This window comes from Pararobbsia alpina (assembly GCF_965118125.1).
Classification (GTDB): domain Bacteria; phylum Pseudomonadota; class Gammaproteobacteria; order Burkholderiales; family Burkholderiaceae; genus Pararobbsia; species Pararobbsia alpina_A.
The window spans coordinates 289,442-306,937 of sequence record NZ_OZ221289.1; the positions used below are offsets into that span (position 1 = coordinate 289,442).

Annotated in this window: 13 protein-coding genes and 5 pseudogenes; 14 read left to right on the forward strand and 4 right to left on the reverse strand. The window is 57.8% G+C overall.

Annotation, left to right across the window (positions count from 1 at the left end; all coding sequences use genetic code 11):
• Nucleotides 1-63 precede the first annotated feature (63 nt).
• The 14 genes and pseudogenes from ACMFWR_RS32095 to ACMFWR_RS32160 form a co-directional block, all read left to right on the forward strand.
• A pseudogene (locus ACMFWR_RS32095) lies at nucleotides 64-318 on the forward strand (hypothetical protein); the annotation flags it as partial.
• 9 nt (nucleotides 319-327) lie between these two features.
• Nucleotides 328-378: pseudogene (locus ACMFWR_RS32100) on the forward strand (hypothetical protein); the annotation flags it as partial.
• A 44-nt stretch (nucleotides 379-422) separates the two neighbouring features.
• Nucleotides 423-646 (forward strand): annotated as a pseudogene (locus ACMFWR_RS32105) (transposase domain-containing protein); the annotation flags it as partial.
• A gap of 701 nt (nucleotides 647-1,347) precedes the next feature.
• Entirely contained in the window at nucleotides 1,348-2,379 is a 1,032-nt protein-coding gene (locus ACMFWR_RS32110; RefSeq protein ID WP_413197440.1) for a hypothetical protein, read from the forward strand.
• A 111-nt stretch (nucleotides 2,380-2,490) separates the two neighbouring features.
• A complete protein-coding gene (locus ACMFWR_RS32115; protein WP_413197441.1) occupies nucleotides 2,491-2,724 on the forward strand; it encodes an RES family NAD+ phosphorylase in 234 nt (77 codons plus the stop codon).
• 685 nt (nucleotides 2,725-3,409) lie between these two features.
• Nucleotides 3,410-3,670, forward strand: a complete 261-nt coding sequence (locus ACMFWR_RS32120; RefSeq protein WP_413197442.1) for a type II toxin-antitoxin system Phd/YefM family antitoxin — start codon at nucleotides 3,410-3,412, stop codon at nucleotides 3,668-3,670.
• A gap of 18 nt (nucleotides 3,671-3,688) precedes the next feature.
• Nucleotides 3,689-3,931 (forward strand): Txe/YoeB family addiction module toxin, encoded by a 243-nt coding sequence (locus tag ACMFWR_RS32125; RefSeq protein WP_413197443.1) that lies wholly within the window; start codon nucleotides 3,689-3,691, stop codon nucleotides 3,929-3,931.
• Between the two features lie 488 nt (nucleotides 3,932-4,419).
• Nucleotides 4,420-5,223 carry an NYN domain-containing protein gene (locus tag ACMFWR_RS32130; protein WP_413197444.1) on the forward strand — a complete coding sequence of 268 codons (804 nt, stop codon included), beginning with the start codon at nucleotides 4,420-4,422 and terminating at the stop codon, nucleotides 5,221-5,223.
• Nucleotides 5,224-5,602: 379 nt separating this feature from the next.
• A complete protein-coding gene (locus tag ACMFWR_RS32135; protein WP_413197445.1) occupies nucleotides 5,603-5,815 on the forward strand; it encodes a hypothetical protein in 213 nt (70 codons plus the stop codon).
• Nucleotides 5,816-6,267: 452 nt separating this feature from the next.
• Entirely contained in the window at nucleotides 6,268-7,455 is a 1,188-nt protein-coding gene (locus tag ACMFWR_RS32140; RefSeq protein WP_413197446.1) for a Fic family protein, read from the forward strand.
• Nucleotides 7,452-8,792 (forward strand): hypothetical protein, encoded by a 1,341-nt coding sequence (locus tag ACMFWR_RS32145; RefSeq protein ID WP_413197447.1) that lies wholly within the window; start codon nucleotides 7,452-7,454, stop codon nucleotides 8,790-8,792. The genes ACMFWR_RS32140 and ACMFWR_RS32145 overlap by 4 nt, the downstream gene beginning before the upstream one ends.
• Nucleotides 8,793-8,797: 5 nt before the next feature.
• Nucleotides 8,798-11,164 carry a hypothetical protein gene (locus ACMFWR_RS32150; RefSeq protein WP_413197448.1) on the forward strand — a complete coding sequence of 789 codons (2,367 nt, stop codon included), beginning with the start codon at nucleotides 8,798-8,800 and terminating at the stop codon, nucleotides 11,162-11,164.
• 910 nt (nucleotides 11,165-12,074) lie between these two features.
• Nucleotides 12,075-12,257, forward strand: coding sequence for a hypothetical protein (locus ACMFWR_RS32155; RefSeq protein ID WP_413197449.1), 183 nt, complete (start codon nucleotides 12,075-12,077; stop codon nucleotides 12,255-12,257).
• A 53-nt stretch (nucleotides 12,258-12,310) separates the two neighbouring features.
• Nucleotides 12,311-13,036, forward strand: coding sequence for a hypothetical protein (locus tag ACMFWR_RS32160; RefSeq protein ID WP_413197450.1), 726 nt, complete (start codon nucleotides 12,311-12,313; stop codon nucleotides 13,034-13,036).
• A 489-nt stretch (nucleotides 13,037-13,525) separates the two neighbouring features.
• On the opposite strand, the pseudogene ACMFWR_RS32165 reads toward ACMFWR_RS32160, so the two are convergent.
• The 4 genes and pseudogenes from ACMFWR_RS32165 to ACMFWR_RS32180 form a co-directional block, all read right to left on the reverse strand.
• Nucleotides 13,526-14,630 (reverse strand): annotated as a pseudogene (locus ACMFWR_RS32165) (IS3 family transposase).
• A gap of 70 nt (nucleotides 14,631-14,700) precedes the next feature.
• Nucleotides 14,701-15,687: pseudogene (locus ACMFWR_RS32170) on the reverse strand (phage integrase family protein); the annotation flags it as partial.
• A gap of 400 nt (nucleotides 15,688-16,087) precedes the next feature.
• Complete coding sequence (locus tag ACMFWR_RS32175) at nucleotides 16,088-16,939, reverse strand: CHAD domain-containing protein (protein WP_413197451.1); 852 nt, start codon at nucleotides 16,937-16,939, stop codon at nucleotides 16,088-16,090.
• Nucleotides 16,940-16,992: 53 nt separating this feature from the next.
• Nucleotides 16,993-17,487, reverse strand: coding sequence for a DUF421 domain-containing protein (locus tag ACMFWR_RS32180; protein ID WP_413197452.1), 495 nt, complete (start codon nucleotides 17,485-17,487; stop codon nucleotides 16,993-16,995).
• Nucleotides 17,488-17,496: the final 9 nt, after the last annotated feature.

Genomic DNA, 17,496 nt, shown 5'->3' on the forward strand with positions numbered 1-17,496 from the left:
TAAATGCTATTGCGATAAGTCTTCTTATCACGATAGCTGTCTTTTCGATCTAAACTGGTGCTCATGAAAAAACGCCTGAGTGCCCCAACGCCCGAAACCGAGTCTGCGGAAGCCATCGCCGCGTGACCGGATGCTGACTCGATCGCCGCACTGCGCGCCTGGTATTCGGGACTTTCGTCACGACAGGCGGTCGAGCGTTACCTGCCTGGTGCGGTCGGAGCAGGGCAGTCGGCGAGAGGCATTCTCGGCGCAGTACGCCGACAGGTCGTCGCGTTCGCGCGCAGCCGACGCAGGCGTACTTATAACGACGAGTTCAAAGCTCAGGTGGTGGAAGCGTGCCGAGGCACCGGTGTGTCAATCGCAGCGGTGGCGCTCGAACACAGGCTCAATGCCAATTTGCTGCGACGTTGGCTTGACCAGTCCGAATCCGCCCGTGGGCTATCGGTCGGTCCAACTGGTTGTTCGCGGGTTCGGTGCGAGCCGGTTAGCGTGCCGCAGCGATCACGAGCCTGATCCGCTCTGCGCAACTCAACGGCCATACCCGTACGCGTACCTCAAAGACACCCTCACGCGTTTGCCAACGCACAAGGCTATCGACATCGCCGAGCTGCTGCCGCATCGTTGGCTACCGGAACAGCCTGCCTAACCTCGCGCGTCAAGACGGGTCCACTGGCTGCTTACGGTCAAAGAGGCAACTGTTGGACGCTATCGGCCGAATGCGCACGGGGAACGGCGGTCAGTACGCGGCGTCCGGTGACGTCATCTACCGTCTACGGAAAGCTGTCTACTCATTTCACGTACGCTCAGTAAAACGACTGAGTCCGCGATCGTCAAACGGTTTGGCATCCTTGCAAGTAGCACTATCGACTCAACGAGTCGTTTGATTTCGACCGAGAAGGCGAAGCAGAATGTCGTCAGCGACGCGATCACAGTCGCCAACGCGATCGGTGGCGACTGGGTAATCGGCGTCCGAGCACCCGACGGCGTCACCGTTTTGATCACATCTCTCTCGCTCCTCGACCCTACAAAAAGCTTCCGGCACTCACGGGCCTTCTGCTCGATTGTTCATGCGCACCTAATCGGACCCACCCAGGTGGGTCAATTTTGGATGCACGTCAACGCTTGAAAATCATCGGTCAAACGTGACTCTGTTCGACATACGGAATTAGGATTGCTGATTTTACAGCGAGGTAGGGCCTCTCTCCCGCGAGGCATTGTACGCAGACGTGACGGGTTTGCGCATCCTTTCATTTTAAGTGAATGACGCGATTGCCGTTGGATGCAGAATCTTGTTGCGGTAATATCCGATTTTCAAAACAATAGTCGCAGAAAATTATGTCGAGTGGAATGTCAACGAAACGCGCGCTGATGAAATTAATGCCGATAGCATGTCTATTTGTATCCGCATTCCTTGCTCTGTACAACTTCTTTCCGTCGTTCGACGGGGTTTATCATGGATCTGACAGAGATGTGGATGTTCTTGTTACGAAGACGAAGACCGGGTTTTCGGTCGTTTTGTCTCTAAACGATTTTGGCGCGAAAACAAATTCCACCTATAGGGGAGAAGTGAAGGGGTTTTCGCTGAATTTTGGGGAAGGGCTAGATAGGCAGGCTATTAAATTTCATCCGTTCGATCACACCTATGAGCTAGCTTCCGGAAATAGCGTTACTAAACTGAAGCGTAGCACCGAGGCGACGCAATTTGCATCGCGCCACATGTTCGTTGTTCTGATGGCACTTGTGGTTATCGTGTTCATCGCAATCTTCTTTATTTTGGAGACTTGGGGTAATTCACACCCTGAGCTGATTCATCCCGTTTGGCTGACCTTCTTCTACGCGCTGTTCCTAAGCGGGATCATGTTTGTAGTTGCTGGCGACACTCAAATGCTAGATGTTAATGGAAATGCTCTCAATAAATATGGAGAATGGCTTACTGAGGGTGTCGAATATTTCCTTGATTTAAAAACCGAAACGTACGTGCTCGGCGTTGCAGTTGTCGCATTGGCTGTTCCGCAATGGTTGGCATATTTGTTCGCTGGAATAAATGGTTGTGCACGGAAGGCGAGATATCTGGACGCTGCATGGAGGCTGGCAGCAATGTTTCTTGCAAAATCGTTCATTAGTGCTTCTTCTGTCGCTATAAGCGTGCTGATCGTTGGTCGATATTATCGTTGGCTTGACTATGGCATAGATAAGATTACTTTAAATATAGCAACATGTTTGATGTTGCTATTGTATGGTTTTATTTTGATTTTTGTCGCGCATCCGAAAGCCGGCAAATCGAATGCGGAGCCAAAGGATGTTGCAATCTTGAAATTAGCAAAGCTTGCCCATGCAAAGATGACCAGGAAAATCGCTGCCGCAGTAACTCGCGAGTGACTGAGGTTGAGTTGTCGGGGAGCTGGCCTTTGGCCGGATTCATACGGTCTCGCCAGCGCGGTAGGGAATTGTCGTAAGAGAGCATGCGACCGGGGCGCGGTTGTCGAAGACTTGCTCAAATCGATCGGTTGCCGTCAGGTAGGTTGCTCCCTCACTATCCCCTCGTCGACAGTTCAGATCGGCCGCAAATGGTTGATCCACCGTCAGTCGGCTGCTATGAAAGTGCCCTCGGTCGTGTGCCCCGCCGATTGGAACGTAATACTGAACCCGCTTCATAGCGATTTCAAAAGAGTGGAGGTCGTTCGGCAAGAAGCGTTCTCGCTAGACGCGAGACTATTTCGATAGACCGAAAAAAGAGAAGTGCGCGATGACACCCGGGTGGGCGAGGGTGATCCTCATTGCGACTCCAGATATCGAGCTCTCTGCTGCCAGTATCCGTGGCCCTCTCAAATTCATCCACACCGATGTCGAGATGCGCGATGATTGGGGGCTACGCGCTCGGCATTGATGGCGTTCAATGCCGACGAACTAGAAGCACTTGTCGCGTGGATCTCTGATACCTCGGCGGTCAGTGCGCGCCGAGGTATCGGAATATTCGCCGCCACTCGTGGCACTGGAAAATCATGCACTTTATCCCAACGGTATACACGGAGCATGGTGCGTCGCCGCCACGCACTGGCCCAAGTGCGAAGGCTGACTTTCTCCGCCAACACATCGACCAAGGCTGGACACGAAGTGATGCGCTCGCGCGGTACGAGCTTTGGGTCAGCCGCGCGATCGACACGAATCCGGCGCTGGACAGATCGTCACACGAGAAGCTCGCTAGCGCGGCAATTGAAAGTGCCCGCAAGCGGACAGGAGACTAATAAACGGGAAAACATCGTGCAAGCAATGGATGGCGTCGTGACGATCCCGGGCTACTAGGAAAAATCGAGGGGCAAACGGACGCATATTGTTTTCCGTACATGTCTCTCCGGGCGCGGTAGAGTTGTACTTGTTTCGGTACAGGTTACTCCCTCAACGAAGACATATGCGTACTATCCCGTTCACCGACGCACGCGCCAATCTGAAACGCGTCATTGACCAGGTTGTTGATGATGTGGATGTAACGCTCATTACCCGCCGCGATGCGCCCAATGCGGTTGTCATGTCCCAAGCGCATTACAATAGCCTGATGGAAACGGTCCATCTTCTGAGCTCCCCGGCAAACGTGGCGCATCTGGAGCGCTCCATCGCACAGGCACGCGCACGCAGGGCAAAGCCGCGCACGCTGGTTGACGACACCGAATGAGCCGCGCGTTGAACGTCAGTGGACTGCCGAGGCTTGAGGCGATTAAGTCTACTGGCAGGGCAGAACAAAAGGGCGCCGAAGCGCATCAATCAAGTTAGCAAGGACGTTCAGCGCACACCGCTCGAGGGGATCTGCAAACCCGAGCCGCTAAAGGCAAACCTGACGGGTTTGTGGTCACGGCGCATTGATGACACCAATCGCTTTGTCTACGAAATCGCCGGCACACTGATCGATATCGTTTCGTGCCGTTACCACTACTGAGACATTGGAAAGCAGAAAACGTCGGGGAACACGTCTATGAGAGCCTATAGGGTGTTTTGTCAGTTCGTCGGGCTTCTGCAACTGATCGCGTGTTGTGGCGGCGCACTGTGGTGGGTCGCACAGAATGTTTTCGCCGCGAGCACACCATTTTTCAGTCTATCGATCGAACAAACTCCGCCGTGAACATCGAAGCCACTTGTCTTCCTGATCGTCGGCCTCGGCGCCTACCGTACGCTAGTCCTTTTCTTTCGTGCGGAGATAAAGGCGAACAGCCTATCTCGTGACCGATGGAAAACATAATGCAAGTCGAAGTAACCGTTGATGCCCGCAAATACGTTGCGTAGGTCCACGAGATACATCGCACCGTCACGGTGATCAGAGACGCAGGGGCATGGAGACGACGACACTCGGCGGCAGCGCGAACGATTTTGTTGCGAATGCCGATCTGGCGTGGCTGAGCCAAAGATTCAATAACTACGGAAAATCGAATGCGACGAATAGGCGTCTATGTGGACGCGAGCAATATCGGCATAAATGGGGGGCACGGCATGCGTTACGAAGCGCTTCGCGAGCTCGCATGCCGAGCAGATGGAATTGCCCAACGGCTGAACGTGTACCTGGCATTCGATCAACAGCGGGCCGAGCGATCCGCTGACTACGCTGCGAAAGCACAGGGCTATCAATCGGCCCTTCATGACCAAGGATTTCGGGTCACGGTGAAGCTCGTCAAGCATTTCACCGACGATGAGGGGAACACCATTGCCAAATCGAACGCAGATCTCGATATGGCCGTGGACCTGCTAATGGAATCGGAACGGCTCGATACGCTCTTGTTGGTCACCGGGGACGGGGATTTCGTCCAGGTCGTTCGCGCCTTGCAAAGCAGAGGCTGCCGCGTAGAAGTCCTGGGTTTCGATAACGTCTCACGTGAGCTGCGCGATGCAGCAGATCAATATATCAACGGATACCTTGTTCCGGGACTGTTGCCTACGGAGTCGGCGCTCGAGTCTCGCGCGCGTTGGGGTAGTACCGGTAGCCGCGTCAGAGGCATTTGCAATCGGTTTTCACACGAAGATGGTTACGGGTTTCTCGGCTACTGGGCAGCAATGCCATCTAGCTCGATACTCACGGCCAGTGAATCAAAAGCAGCCTATTTTCGCGCGAATGCCCTAGTTGATTCGACGACGCTTGCCAGGTTGCCGTCTCGGCAGCTCGTGCTTGAGTTCGATCTCGTTGAACCCTCAAAGCCCGATGGGCTGCCGGAGGCACGGCGCATCGCCGTAGTAGGGTAACGCGATTGAACGGTGTGCGTGACCGGTCAGCGTTCCAAGCGGCGACGGGCGCTGTTCGTGGGTTCGTCATGGTTTGATGCATTCACCGGACAGGTGGACGCCGATTTTGAGGACGCAGCGCTGACGCGTACTTCCGAGCAAGAGCGCCCCGGTCTGGAAAAAGTGCTTAGGTGAAGTACCTGCCGCACCTGAAGGTATTTGTCGCCATGCTCGAAGGCGACCCGGAGCCGAGCGAGCAAAAAAAAGCACGGGCCATCTGATGTCGGACTGGCGAGGCGCTTGGCGATGCCCGTTGGGGGATCTGGCCACGGAGGATGCCGGCGCCGTTCCCTCCCCGGTGATGGATGCGCAAGCACGGGAGGTGCAAGCCGCTCGTGGGATGCTGACCAAAGCCATCAAGCGCAACTCGACCACCGACATCGAGCAGGCCAAGGACGCAATCGAGTCACTTGCGATGGCGCGCCAGCTCGATCGCAATGCTTACGCTAGCCCTTTTTGCTTTGGGCACCCAGTTTCATTTCGATCACCGTTTGTGGATGATTTTCGACCCGCGACCGGTCAATGGACGGGGAAGGGCGGGCCGTTCGTTTGAGTTTGTCGATCATGCGGGATCTGATCTGCGCGGCGTCCCCTCACTCTCGTACGTCGCGCGTGTGCTTGACGGCCGATTCCGACCCGAAGCGGTCATTCTGTCGCGCGCGCCGTCAGCGACTGGTCCCAGGGTGAAACGGTCGTTCTAACAACCTTCACGATCGGTCGGCCGCGCGTCGCAGCCCGTCCGCCCGGAATTACACTTCAAACCCTGCGGCGTCGGACATGTAACCCATTTCTGTGCTGACATTTTTCGAGTCGTCCAGGCACCGTTCTACATTCGTTATCAAACGCGTTGTCGAGAGCGCTCGCGGAACTTGGCAGGCCCTCGCGAACCGGCAAATGAACCGGCATGCCATCCGGTCCACCAGAGTATGTAATATCTTGGATGTCATTGATTTTATGAAATAACGTTTATTTCCGATCCGGCACAAGATCCGGTACACTGACGTCATGGATACGACAAGTATGGGGCCAATGGTTCCTGAGGAGGCAGTCCGACTCCTTGATGATGACGTCTTGGTGCTTATGGAAGAGGCGAGCGGACTGGCGGGCCGAATTCATCCCATCCTGCGAGACTCGATCGGCAACCTCGTCCGCTCGATGAACTGCTATTACTCGAATCTGATCGAGGGGCACGATACTCATCCGCACGACATCGACCGGGCACTTGCCAACGACTTTTCGAACGAACCCAAAAAGCGTGACCTGCAGCAGGAAGCAGTCGCGCACATCCACGTTCAGCGATTAATCGATACTGGGCGTGATCCCGATGCCTGGCCGGCTTCCGCGGCTTACGCATCGTGGCTGCATGAAGAATTTTGTTCGCGGCTACCGCCCGAGATGCTGTTCGTTGACGACGAGAAGACTGGGGCGCGGCTCGATATCGTTCCCGGCGAATGGCGCAAGCGAGACGTGCAGGTCGGCCGACACATTCCGCCACCGCATGAGGACTTGCCCCGCTTTATGTCGAGTTTTGACAAGGCCTATGGATCGCCGCCGCTCAGCAGGACCCGGCAAATTCAGACTGTCGGCGCTGCCCACCATCGCCTGCTTTGGATCCACCCCTTCCTCGACGGCAATGGCCGTGTCGCTCGGCTAATGTCACATGCCTTGTTCAAGCGGCTCGGGGTCGGAACCAGTCTCTGGTCAGTGGCGCGAGGCTTGGCGCGCAATGAGGACCGCTACAAGACGTTGCTCGCGCAGGCAGATGGGCCGCGTGAAGGTGATCTCGACGGGCGTGGCAACCTTACTCAGCGCGGGTTGGTTGCGTTCTGCAAATTCTTCCTCGAATGCTCAGTCGATCAGATCCGTTTCATGAGTGAGCTGCTCGAACCCGCGACGCTGCTGACGCGCATTGAAATCCACGTCGAGGAGGAGGTGCGGGCGAAGCGTTTGCTCCGTGGCAGCTTTGCGGTACTGCGCGAAGCCGTGATGAGTGGCGAGGTCGAGCGCGCAAAGATTCCCTCGCTCACCGGCTATGAGGAGCGCCGTGCGCGCAATGTCACGGCGGGGCTGGTCGACCGGGGAATGCTGACCGCAGCGACCCATCGTGCACCCCTGCGTCTGGCTTTTCCGGTCGAAGTGGCCGAGCGCTGGTTCCCCAATCTCTACCCTGCCAACGCGGGATCGCGGACATGACGGAGAAAATCGTCGAGCTCATCCGGCGGTTTTCGCCGATGTCGCCTCACTCGAAGAAGTGGGATTTTCTCATACCTGGTGCGGGCAAACCTCAGCGGTGGTATGAAATCGAGGACGAGTTTCGAGTCCTGATAATTGCCGATCCAGGCGCCGGCAAAACATTCGAAGCGCAGACACATGCGCGTCGGATCAAGGAGCGTGGCCGTCACGCCTTCTTCATCCGGATCGAGAAGATCGACGCGACGTTCGACCAGTCGTTCGAGGTTGGCACGGCGGACGAGTTTGCCGCCTGGCTCGCGTCAACTGACGAGGCTTGGTTCTTCCTCGACTCGGTTGACGAAGCCCAATTGGATACCCCACGCGCGCTTGAAGATGCGGTTCGTATCTTCGGCGCTAAAATCTACGCCGCGCTGGATCGCGCGCGCATCTTTATCACCAGCCGCGAGGATGCTTGGCGAGCGCTACCCGACCAGACACTGATCGAACAGCATCTGCCCCATGGCGAGCCAGCGCCCGCTGAAGAGGGTAACGACACGAGTCACGAGAGCGACCTTGCGCTCAAGCTGTATCGGCTTGCTGGCCTTTCGGAGGACGAAATCGCGCTGTTCGCCAGCCATTATGGCGTGGGCGACGTCACCGACTTCGTCGACGCGGTGAAGCGTGCCAATTTACTGAGTCTCGCCGAGCGTCCCTTCGACCTGAAGGCATTGATTGGTGTGTGGATAGCCGATCATCGCCTCGGGAGCCGCTTTGAAGTGCTGCAGCGGATGATCGCCCTGCAGATCGAACCGCGGTCGACCGCAATTGCCCCGGTCCGCGTTAACGCGGTCAAAATGCGGGATGGCGCCCGCATACTGGCGGGCGCGGTAACGATGACTGGCAAGACCGTCATTGGCCTTCCCGCAGGTGTTCACTCTGCCGATCGCATCGACCCACGCACCTTACTGCCAGGCTGGGCCGACGCCGAGATCGACGCTCTCCTCCGCACTGGCCTGTTCGATGACATCGTTTATAACAGCGTCCGATTTCGTCACCGCGAGATCCGCGAGCTGCTGAGCGCGGAATGGGCGAACGATCTGCTGAATCAACCGGGCGCCCGCGCACGCGTAGAGGATCTTTTCTTTCGTGAGAGCTATGGCGAGCAAATCATCGTACCGCGGACGCGCCCGATCTTGGCCTGGTTGATCCTGTTTGATGAAGCGGTGCGCGACAGAGCCCTCGCCCTGGCGCCGGAGATTGCGAGCGAAGGTGGCGATCCGTCGCGCCTGCCGCTAACGATTCGTCAAGCCATGCTTCGCAATATCGTCAATCGGATTGCCGTCGGAAGGGAAGGATGAGTCTCATGGAAAATAGTGCGATCGAACGCATCGCCACTCCCGATCTAGCAACCGATGCATTGGCGCTGCTCAATGAGCATCGAGACAATGATCACGTCCTCTTCTTTCTGGGCCGACTCGTCTGGCAGGGTGAGATGGCGAGTTGTGCGCCGACGCTCTTCGACATAGCGGCCGACACGTCGCGCGGCAAATATGCGCGCATCGCCGCGATTCGGGGCGTCATGGCAGTAGGCGACGAAGCGCTGAAGGATAAGCTATGGAAAATCATAGCCGAGGACCTTGGCCCCTTGGATGACGCCGTTTTCGCGGAGCTGATTGGTTGGGCGACACCGACCAAGACCAGCGTGGCCCTGGTGCTGCGAATGCTCGCCCACGCGGCACCGCACGAGCGCTTCAACGAAAGAAGTCTGAGCTCGTCGCTTCACCAGTTCGTCGACAAGTTGCCGGTAATGGCAGACGCGACCGAAGATCATCCACTCGGTTACCTGGTTGAGGGTCTGAATGTATTCCTCAATCGCGCTCCCTTTGTGGAGCGTGGCGAATGTCATGTCTCGGAAGAATTCGCGTGGTTGATGCCTATCGCCCTCCACGCCGTCGATCGCTTGGTCGCGGCACGGTCGGCGCAGGCGCTGACGCCCGCAGCGATTGCGGTACTGTGCAATTTCCCGGCCCTGCGGTTCCAGCGGGGTGGCGATGTCGACGATTATAGGAGCGCGTTGGACAAGAACGTCCCGCGCTGGGCGGAGCTCAACGAGCTCCTCTATTGGAATTCGATCGCAGTTTGCCGCGCGTATAGGGCAGCCAAAGGCGAGACACTCACCGATGATTGGCCGGCGGCCTTTCTCGGCCAATTCTGGCGGTTTGGCGCGGAGGATTTCGAGCGCTGCCTCGAATGGGTCGCATCCAAGGAGGGGGATGACCGAAGCGTGGCGCTGTCGCGCTGTCTTCAAATTTATGTGGATGCGAATCGACCGTCGGCCTGGCTCGCGCGGTTGCACGCAGCAGTCACTGATGACATAGCGCTTGCCGCGACGCTGGAAGCGCGGCTTGATCCGAAGCCATCGCCGGCGATGGTCAGGATGGACAGGGAAACCCGGCGGTGGAAGCGCGAAAGCGACGCGCGCGAACGTAAGCAGAAGAAGGATCGTGGCGATTGGGTCCGCGCGCTCATAGCTAATCCCGATCGGGTGTTGCATCCCGCAGGCTTTCAGCCAGGCGAGTTCAGCAGCGATCACTATCATCTGCTTGAGAGTGTCATGAATGGCGGAGTGACCACCAGCCGTGAGGACGGGGCGAATTGGAGGACATTGATCGCCGAGTTTGGAGAGCCGGTCGCTCGCGCCTTTCGCGATGCGGCGATCGCGCACTGGCGGGCCTATCGGCCGACCTTGCGATCGGAGGGCGGTGAGACCGGCTCGACGCCCTATTCGCTGATCTTTGCGATGACTGGTCTCGCAATCGAGGCAGCAGAGGACAGCGCCTTTGCGCAGCGGCTGACTGAAGAGGAAGCGCGACATGCTTTTCGCTATGTCACTTGGGAGCTGAACGGCTTTCCAACGTGGTTCGAGACTCTTTATCGCGCCTTCCCGAAAACCGGCTTCGAGGCCGTGGCAACCGAGCTTGTCTGGGAGCTCGAACATAGCGTCGGCGAGCAGCCACTCCACTATATCCTCCACGACATTCTCTATCACACGCCATGGCTGCACAGCGAGGTCGCGCCGTTGGTCCAGGATTGGCTAAGCACGCATGAAGTGCTCAATGACAATGCGCTGCGCTATTGCTTAAACATCTTGGCAGGGAGCGGTGCGGCTCCCGACGTTCTCGGAGCGCTTGCGGCAAAGAAGGCCAGTGATACCGTGCTGGAGGATCAGCGGCCGCGTTGGTTCGCGCTCTGGGTCGATACCGATTCAGCAGCTGCGATCCCTGCTCTGGAACGTCATCTCGAAGTACTCTCACAGGCCGATGCTTCAACCTTTGCTCAGTTGTTCATCGTCGCTTTGGTCGGCGATCGGCACGGCACGGGCACGCGCGTTGGCGCATATCGGAACGCTGACGATCTAAAGCGGCTCTATTTGCTGATGCACCGCTTCGTCCGGGCTGACGAGGATATCGATCGCACTAACAAGGGTGTCTATTCGCCGACGCTCCGTGACAATGCGCAAGACGGTCGCAACGCCTTGTTCAACATGCTGGTCGATGTGCCTGGATGCGAGGCCTACGCTGCGATTAAGGCGCTCGAAAAGGAGCACCCCGAGCCCGAATATCGGCGATGGATGGCGGTACGGGCGAGTGAGCGTGCAACGCAGGATGCCGACGAGCCGCTTTGGACCGTCGAGCAGGTCCGCGACTTTTCGAAAAGACGCGACGGCTGATGGGGCAGCGCAATCGCGTGAGCGCGTCTTCCACGCGTGGCCTCATGCCGCCTTTCTCTACCTTCCTCGATCGATGAGAGTCACCGGTTCAGCGGCATGGCCAGAATACATGAGAGTGTAAATATCGATCGTTGTGTAGCTGTTCGAAACTTTTCTGCAGACAGGCGACGCCATCCAGCGGTTTCGCGCGCAACTTCGATCAGCCGCGGAGTGCACTTTCGGCCGACAGAATAAGCGTGAGCATCGGTGCCATTTGCTATCTGGGAAGAAAGGTCACCTAGGGGCTGTTCGTCAGTTCGCCGGCGAGGCCGCCGATGCCGATGGTTTCCTAGCAAAGGGCACGGTTCCAGTCATCTGCCGACATGAGATTTGACCGATGAACTCTCGCCGAATTAGCCCCCTCCACTGACTGCTTTCGATGATCTACCGACGCTGCACTGTCCAATCGCGGCACTGAGTGAATGTCGCTTCCTGGCCGCACACGGTCGCTCAGCGCGCACCAACTCGCCGAACACAAGATTTACTAATCAGATTCAGCCTAAGCAATTAATGCGTAATTGATATTATGTAAAGCATAGTTAGGGCTCGCAATCGGAAGATATTTCTCAAAATCGGGCGCGTGAGCTCTCGAGCTTTGAACAGGCTCACTGGCAGCGAGATTGCGGTTCCACGGCTCGCCAGTTGCCTCTCGAGGCGGTCATGCGCGAATCAGATCGATCGCCGCGAATACCCCGCTGGACTAGTTCCGGGTATCAGCAGCCGCATGTGACCCCATTCAATCGTCAAATACCCGACGAGTTCGATCCCGCGAACACCGTCTACTAGCCATGGGCGCCTACCGCTCACCTATAATGACTTCATCCGGCGCAACAAATCCGGTACTAGCTGCTTCTTTCAGGTTGAATAAACCATGAATCATCCCGACGCGCACTTGCCCTTAACAGATCCGGTGCTGGAGGCCGCGAAGCGAGCCTATCAGGAGCGCTCGCGCGAGCTCGTTCGCACTGGCCAGCGGTCGCAGGAGTCGCTCTACTTCATTTCGCCGGCGATCGTGCGCACGATCAAGGTTCACCACAACTCGACAGAGTTTTGAGCCGCCACGAAGTCGCGATCAGCGCCGAACTCCTCGAGCAGGCCTTATCTAGCGTGGCCGCCGACGCGGTCCTCGTTGGCGGACAAGCCTTAGCAGTTTGGGTCTCGCACTACGGGCTTAACGCCAGCGTCGAACTCGAGCCAGGCGTTCCGATCAGTCTTGATGCAGATTTCCTTGGCCAGCGTGTCGATGTTGATTCTATTGCGAAGAAAGTGCGAGGCAAGGCGTTGTTCCCTGCGCAGCGCGCAATTACCGCGCTCGTTGGCCAAATCGAGGTTTCAACGGGCGAATCCGAATACGTCAACATCGATGTCATCCATCGAGTGGTCGGCCTCGAGCCCGACGAAATCCGACGACGCGCGTCGTCGCTGACTTGGGGTGACGTGTGCTTCCAGGTCATGCATCCGCTCGACGTACTAGCTAGTCGGGTGGAAAACCTCAAACAGCTGGCCGACAAGCAGAATGCTGACGGTGCGGCGCAGGCACGGCTCGCCGTATTGGTCGCGCGCGAATATGTGCTCGAACGCCTCAGCGATGGTGACGAAAAGATTGCTTTGAAAGCCATCGAACGGATCGCGACGATCGCCAAGAGCGCGGCGGGCCGAACAGCTTCTCGAGACTATGGCGTCGACTTTCGTGTCGGCATTCCTGCAGATGCGGTGAAGAACGAGGCTTTTCGAAATCAACGCTTTCCCCGCCTTCGTGAAGAGCTTGCGCATGCAGCCGGACTAGCCCGTTCGGCGAACCTGGCACCGCAAGAGAAGAAAGCGAACCAGTAACTCGTGCACGACGCCCGCGGCCCTGACTTGGTCCGGTGCGGACGTCGAGAATCACCGTCGATAACCCGGCAGTCCGGACACTTGTGTTGCCGTTGTCGACCCTGTTCTGCCTCTCGACTCAGTGCGTTGAACGGCCGTTACCGTCCCGAGACAAGACAGTGCTTTTCGATATCCGAGATCTGTCTCTTTTGGAGGCGGCCTGGAACGCATGGCGGATATGGCCACCGACGGCGTTTGCCTCTAATGCTCTGCTTCGCGGCACTTTCAATGACACGGGGAAGCCGTCGCTCACATTATTAGTGATTCACGGCTTCGAATCGTGGATCGTCACGAAATAATGTGCTTGAATGCGCCCTCTCACTTTCATCGCGTGCAACAATAAGTGGACCGGTTAGAAGCGATGCCAATCGTGCTCCTGGCTGTCGAAAAGGGAAGCCTGACTTGACCTGCCCCCTTCCGTAGGGCCAATAGGTCGCTAGCAAAGTCCCTTTAAACCAACTCCTGTAAAGCGGCAGGAGCATCCGCAGTTGTCCGATGTTTCGCCGCAAACTCTGACGGCGAAAGGTAGTTCAGTGCACTGTGCGGCCTTTGCTCGTTATAGTCCTGACGCCATGGCGCGATGACAGCCCGAGCGTGAGCGAGCGTCGTGAACCAGTGCTCGTTAAGACATTCGTCGCGGAACTTGCCGTTGAACGATTCGATATACGCATTCTGGGTTGGCTTGCCCGCCTGAATCAACTTCAGGGTGACGCCGTTCGCATACGCCCACTGGTCAAGCGCGCGGCTCGTAAATTCAGGTCCCTGGTCTGTTCGCACCGCCTTGGGATAGCCACGGAAGCGAGCCGCGTGGTCCAATGCCCGGGCGACATACAAGCCCGAGATACCATGACAGCCTCTTTCGTGAAATCGTCGACGACAGTCACGCACTTCACACGCCGGCCGTTGGCAAGCGCATCCATTACGAAATCGATTGACCACACCTCGTTCGGTGCTTTCGGCAGCGCCAGTTGCTCGCGTTCAATCATTACGCCGTGGCGCCTGCGCCGCCGGCGCACAGCCAGCCCTGCCTCACGGTACAGGCGATAAATTCGCTTGTGATTGACGTGTGTGCCTTCGCGTTCCACCAGGGCGTGCAAGCGGCGGTAGCCGAATCGACGACGTTCGTGCGCCAACTCTACCAGACGCGCCGCTAGCATCTCGTTCTCGTGGTCCGGCTTCGCGTCGTAATGCAACACGCTGCGAGAAAGCCCGACAAGCCGGCAGGCGCGGCGCTCAGAGATGTTGACCTTCTCCCGAATCGCCGTCACTGCTTCGCGTTTGGCTTGCGGGCTCAGGGCTTTCCCTTGACGACGACCCTCAACGCTTCCATATCGAGCATTGCTTCGGCCAGCAGTTTCTTCAGCCTGGCATTCTCCACCTCGAGGTCCTTCAGCCGACGCGCTTCCGAGACTTCCATGCCGCCGAACTTCGCGCGCCAGGTGTAGAACGACGCGTCACTGAACCCGTGCTTCCTGCACAGTTCCTTGACTGGCATGCCGGCCCCGGCTTCCTTCAGAAACCCGATGATTTGCTGTTCCGTAAAGCGATTCTTCATGTTCGTCTTCTTCTCCGAAAACGAACTTTACTAGACTCCGACTGGCCCTGTTCGCAGGGGGGCAGGTCAGTTCAATGAGCCACCGAAACAACGCACCGATCACATTGAGCGCGTACGCAATCGACCGCGCCGAAAGCCCCCCGTTGAACGGTCGCCAGCCGACGGAGTGTCGGGCTTTCGGTGGTCCCACCCAGCGGCTCGCGGGCGTCGGCCGCCGCAGGAAGTTGCGATAGGCGACCGCGTCTTCAGTCGTGAGCGACGACAGCGCGCGCTGCCGCTCCACGATCGCCCAGAGAATCAGTCTTTCCGCTTCTTTTCGATAGGCACGCTGCGTGGCCGCCGATTCGTGAAGACTCAGCCAGGCGTGCACGGCTTCATAGTCGTTGGAGGCATCCAGCGTGCAGGTGTCGCGTGGCGCGCGAAACGTTCCGCGCGAGCCATCGACCGCCTCCGGGACTTGCAACACCTCCCACGGGACGATTGGCGACTGCGCCGTCGCCACAATCAAGGCACGCGCCCGCTCGGTCAGCTTCGGGTGCGCCGCAAAGAAGGCCTCAATCTTCTGTGCGCCCGTCTGACCAAGCCCTCGGATAGCCCTCCACCACTGGCGGCGCCGTGGCACACGCACCGTGAGATCGGAGAGTGTTCGAATGCCCTGCTCCGCCAACACACGCGAAATCCGTGGAGAGAACCATTGCGCGACTTCGTCCGTAATGAGTGGCTCGGGAGGCGGAAGCCCGGGGAGCAGTTCGAGCGCGCGTAGTACCGACTTGGACCGCGCTCGACGTTCTGAGTCCGAATGCGTGAGCAGTTCAACCCACTCGTTCCGGTGCCGGCTGCGCGCAAACGCGACGACCTGTCGCCGCACTGCGCCGAGAACGCCTCTCGCTGACTGCCCTGCTCCAACCGCACTGGGCAGGTAGCGCTCGACCGCTTGTCGTGACGACATTCCCGAATACCAGGCACGCAGCACTGCGAGCGAGTCGGCATCGGGCCACCCCGCGATGGCGGCTGCAGACTCGATTTCAGGCGTTGGGGCACTCAGGCGTTTTTTCATGAGCACCAGTTTAGATCGAAAAGACAGCTATCGTGATAAGAAGACTTATCGCAATAGCTGTGTTTTTTTGCTCGATGTGTATCGACAATCAGCTTCAACGCGCCATGCTCATTGATCGTTGCGGTCTCGTCGCTTTCGGATGCGAGAACAGTCGTGGTGTCGAAACGGGCGACCTAACACGAATCGCCGTTCGCGCAATCCGTTCGAATGAGGAGCTGTATCGCACGAAGCGATCGCACAGTCGAAGAGCTTCCGCCAGGATCTCCTCCAAAGCTATTGTTGCTGGACCCAAGTGTTAGGTTGGTCATGAACAGGTACGAGGTCATTGATGGGCTCGTCTGCGGAAACAACAGCTAGCCGGACCACTCTGGCCCGCGAGCCAAGTTGTGCCCGCTATCCCTCAGTCAGGCCACAGGCGTTTCGATCCCGGCAAAAGCCCTTCGGCTTTCCGCAAACGCCTTCTGCGTTTCCTCTCTAGCCAGCGGATCTCGCTTACGCGTTCGGGGAACTCTGCCCGCAACATCGCTTCGCTCGTCACAATGTCATTGAGCGCGCCATAGCGTTGCTGAATGTCCTTCAGGGCCTTGAGCACGCACCCATGATCCGTCCTCGGCTCATCGTCAAAGAACTCAAGCGCGTAGCGCAACCGCTTGGCGGCCTTTCGAACGTCGTGAAATGCTGCATAGTCGGAGCGTTTCGCCTTGTTCGCTCTCTTCATTCTTTTGCGCAACGTCGCTTCCGCGGACTTTGCACCGCGCCGCGCGAAACGTCTGGCCGGCATCGGCTCCGCGGTCTGGAGCGCAGACGCCGCCTGCTCAAAAGCGGTGGTTAGCGTGCTCTCGACGTCGATCGACTGAAGCTCGGCATGGCTGGCTTCAAGCGCCTCCTTGCGTCTCGCAGATAGTTCGTCGACAAATCGCGAAGCACGCTTACCGCGCTTTCTGCTGGCGAATAGTTCAACAAGAATGTCCCAGTCCCTGGCCTTGCCGGCGGCCGTCGTAATGAGCTTGAGGCCCGCTTCCTGCCGGCCGCGCTCTGGCGCAGGCAGCAAAGGCCGGTAGACCCACCATATCGAGCGCAGCCTTCGAACCGTAACCCGTAGCTGATGGATCGATTCCGCGTCGGAATCGTGGTGAAGGGCCTTTGCGCCTTGGGTCGCTTCCTCGATCAACGCTGCGGTGCTGTGCATGAATATGTCGACGGCCGACGGCTCGTCCGGAGCTGTGGCATCGTGCGCATGCTCTCGTTTCATTGGTCTTGCTCCTTGAGCCATGGGCACGTCTTATGACGCACCGGTATTCGGATCTATTCGTGATGCTCTCGAATCAGGCTGATTTCCCCATTCCGTTCAAGCACGGCGTACTTCACCCCATCGAGCGTCGTTGTCCCCAACTGCCGCCGCGCTGACTCCAGAATGTCGCTTCGGGTCACCAATGCCGCAGACATTTGGTCCAGATCAAACTTTCCATCCGCATAAAGCTGTCGCTTGCTTCCGGTCACGGTTTTTTCAAACCCGGGCACATGCACGCACAACCATCCCAGCGCGCGATGAAGTAAAACCAGAGCAAGACACGACGCAGTCGTCGGTAACACTTCGGAAGCTCCGACAATGACACGGCTTAGCGTCGCGCCCAGAAGGACTGCGATGACGATATCGAACGGTGAACGTTGCCCAAAGGAGCGTCGTCCAGAGACCCGAATGAACACCAGCATTGCGATGAACGCGAGGACTGCGCGCGAAACCATCTGCAAGGTGTCGAGATTTTTTCCTTCGCCGAAGAGTGCGATGAGTGTGTCCATCACGGCCGC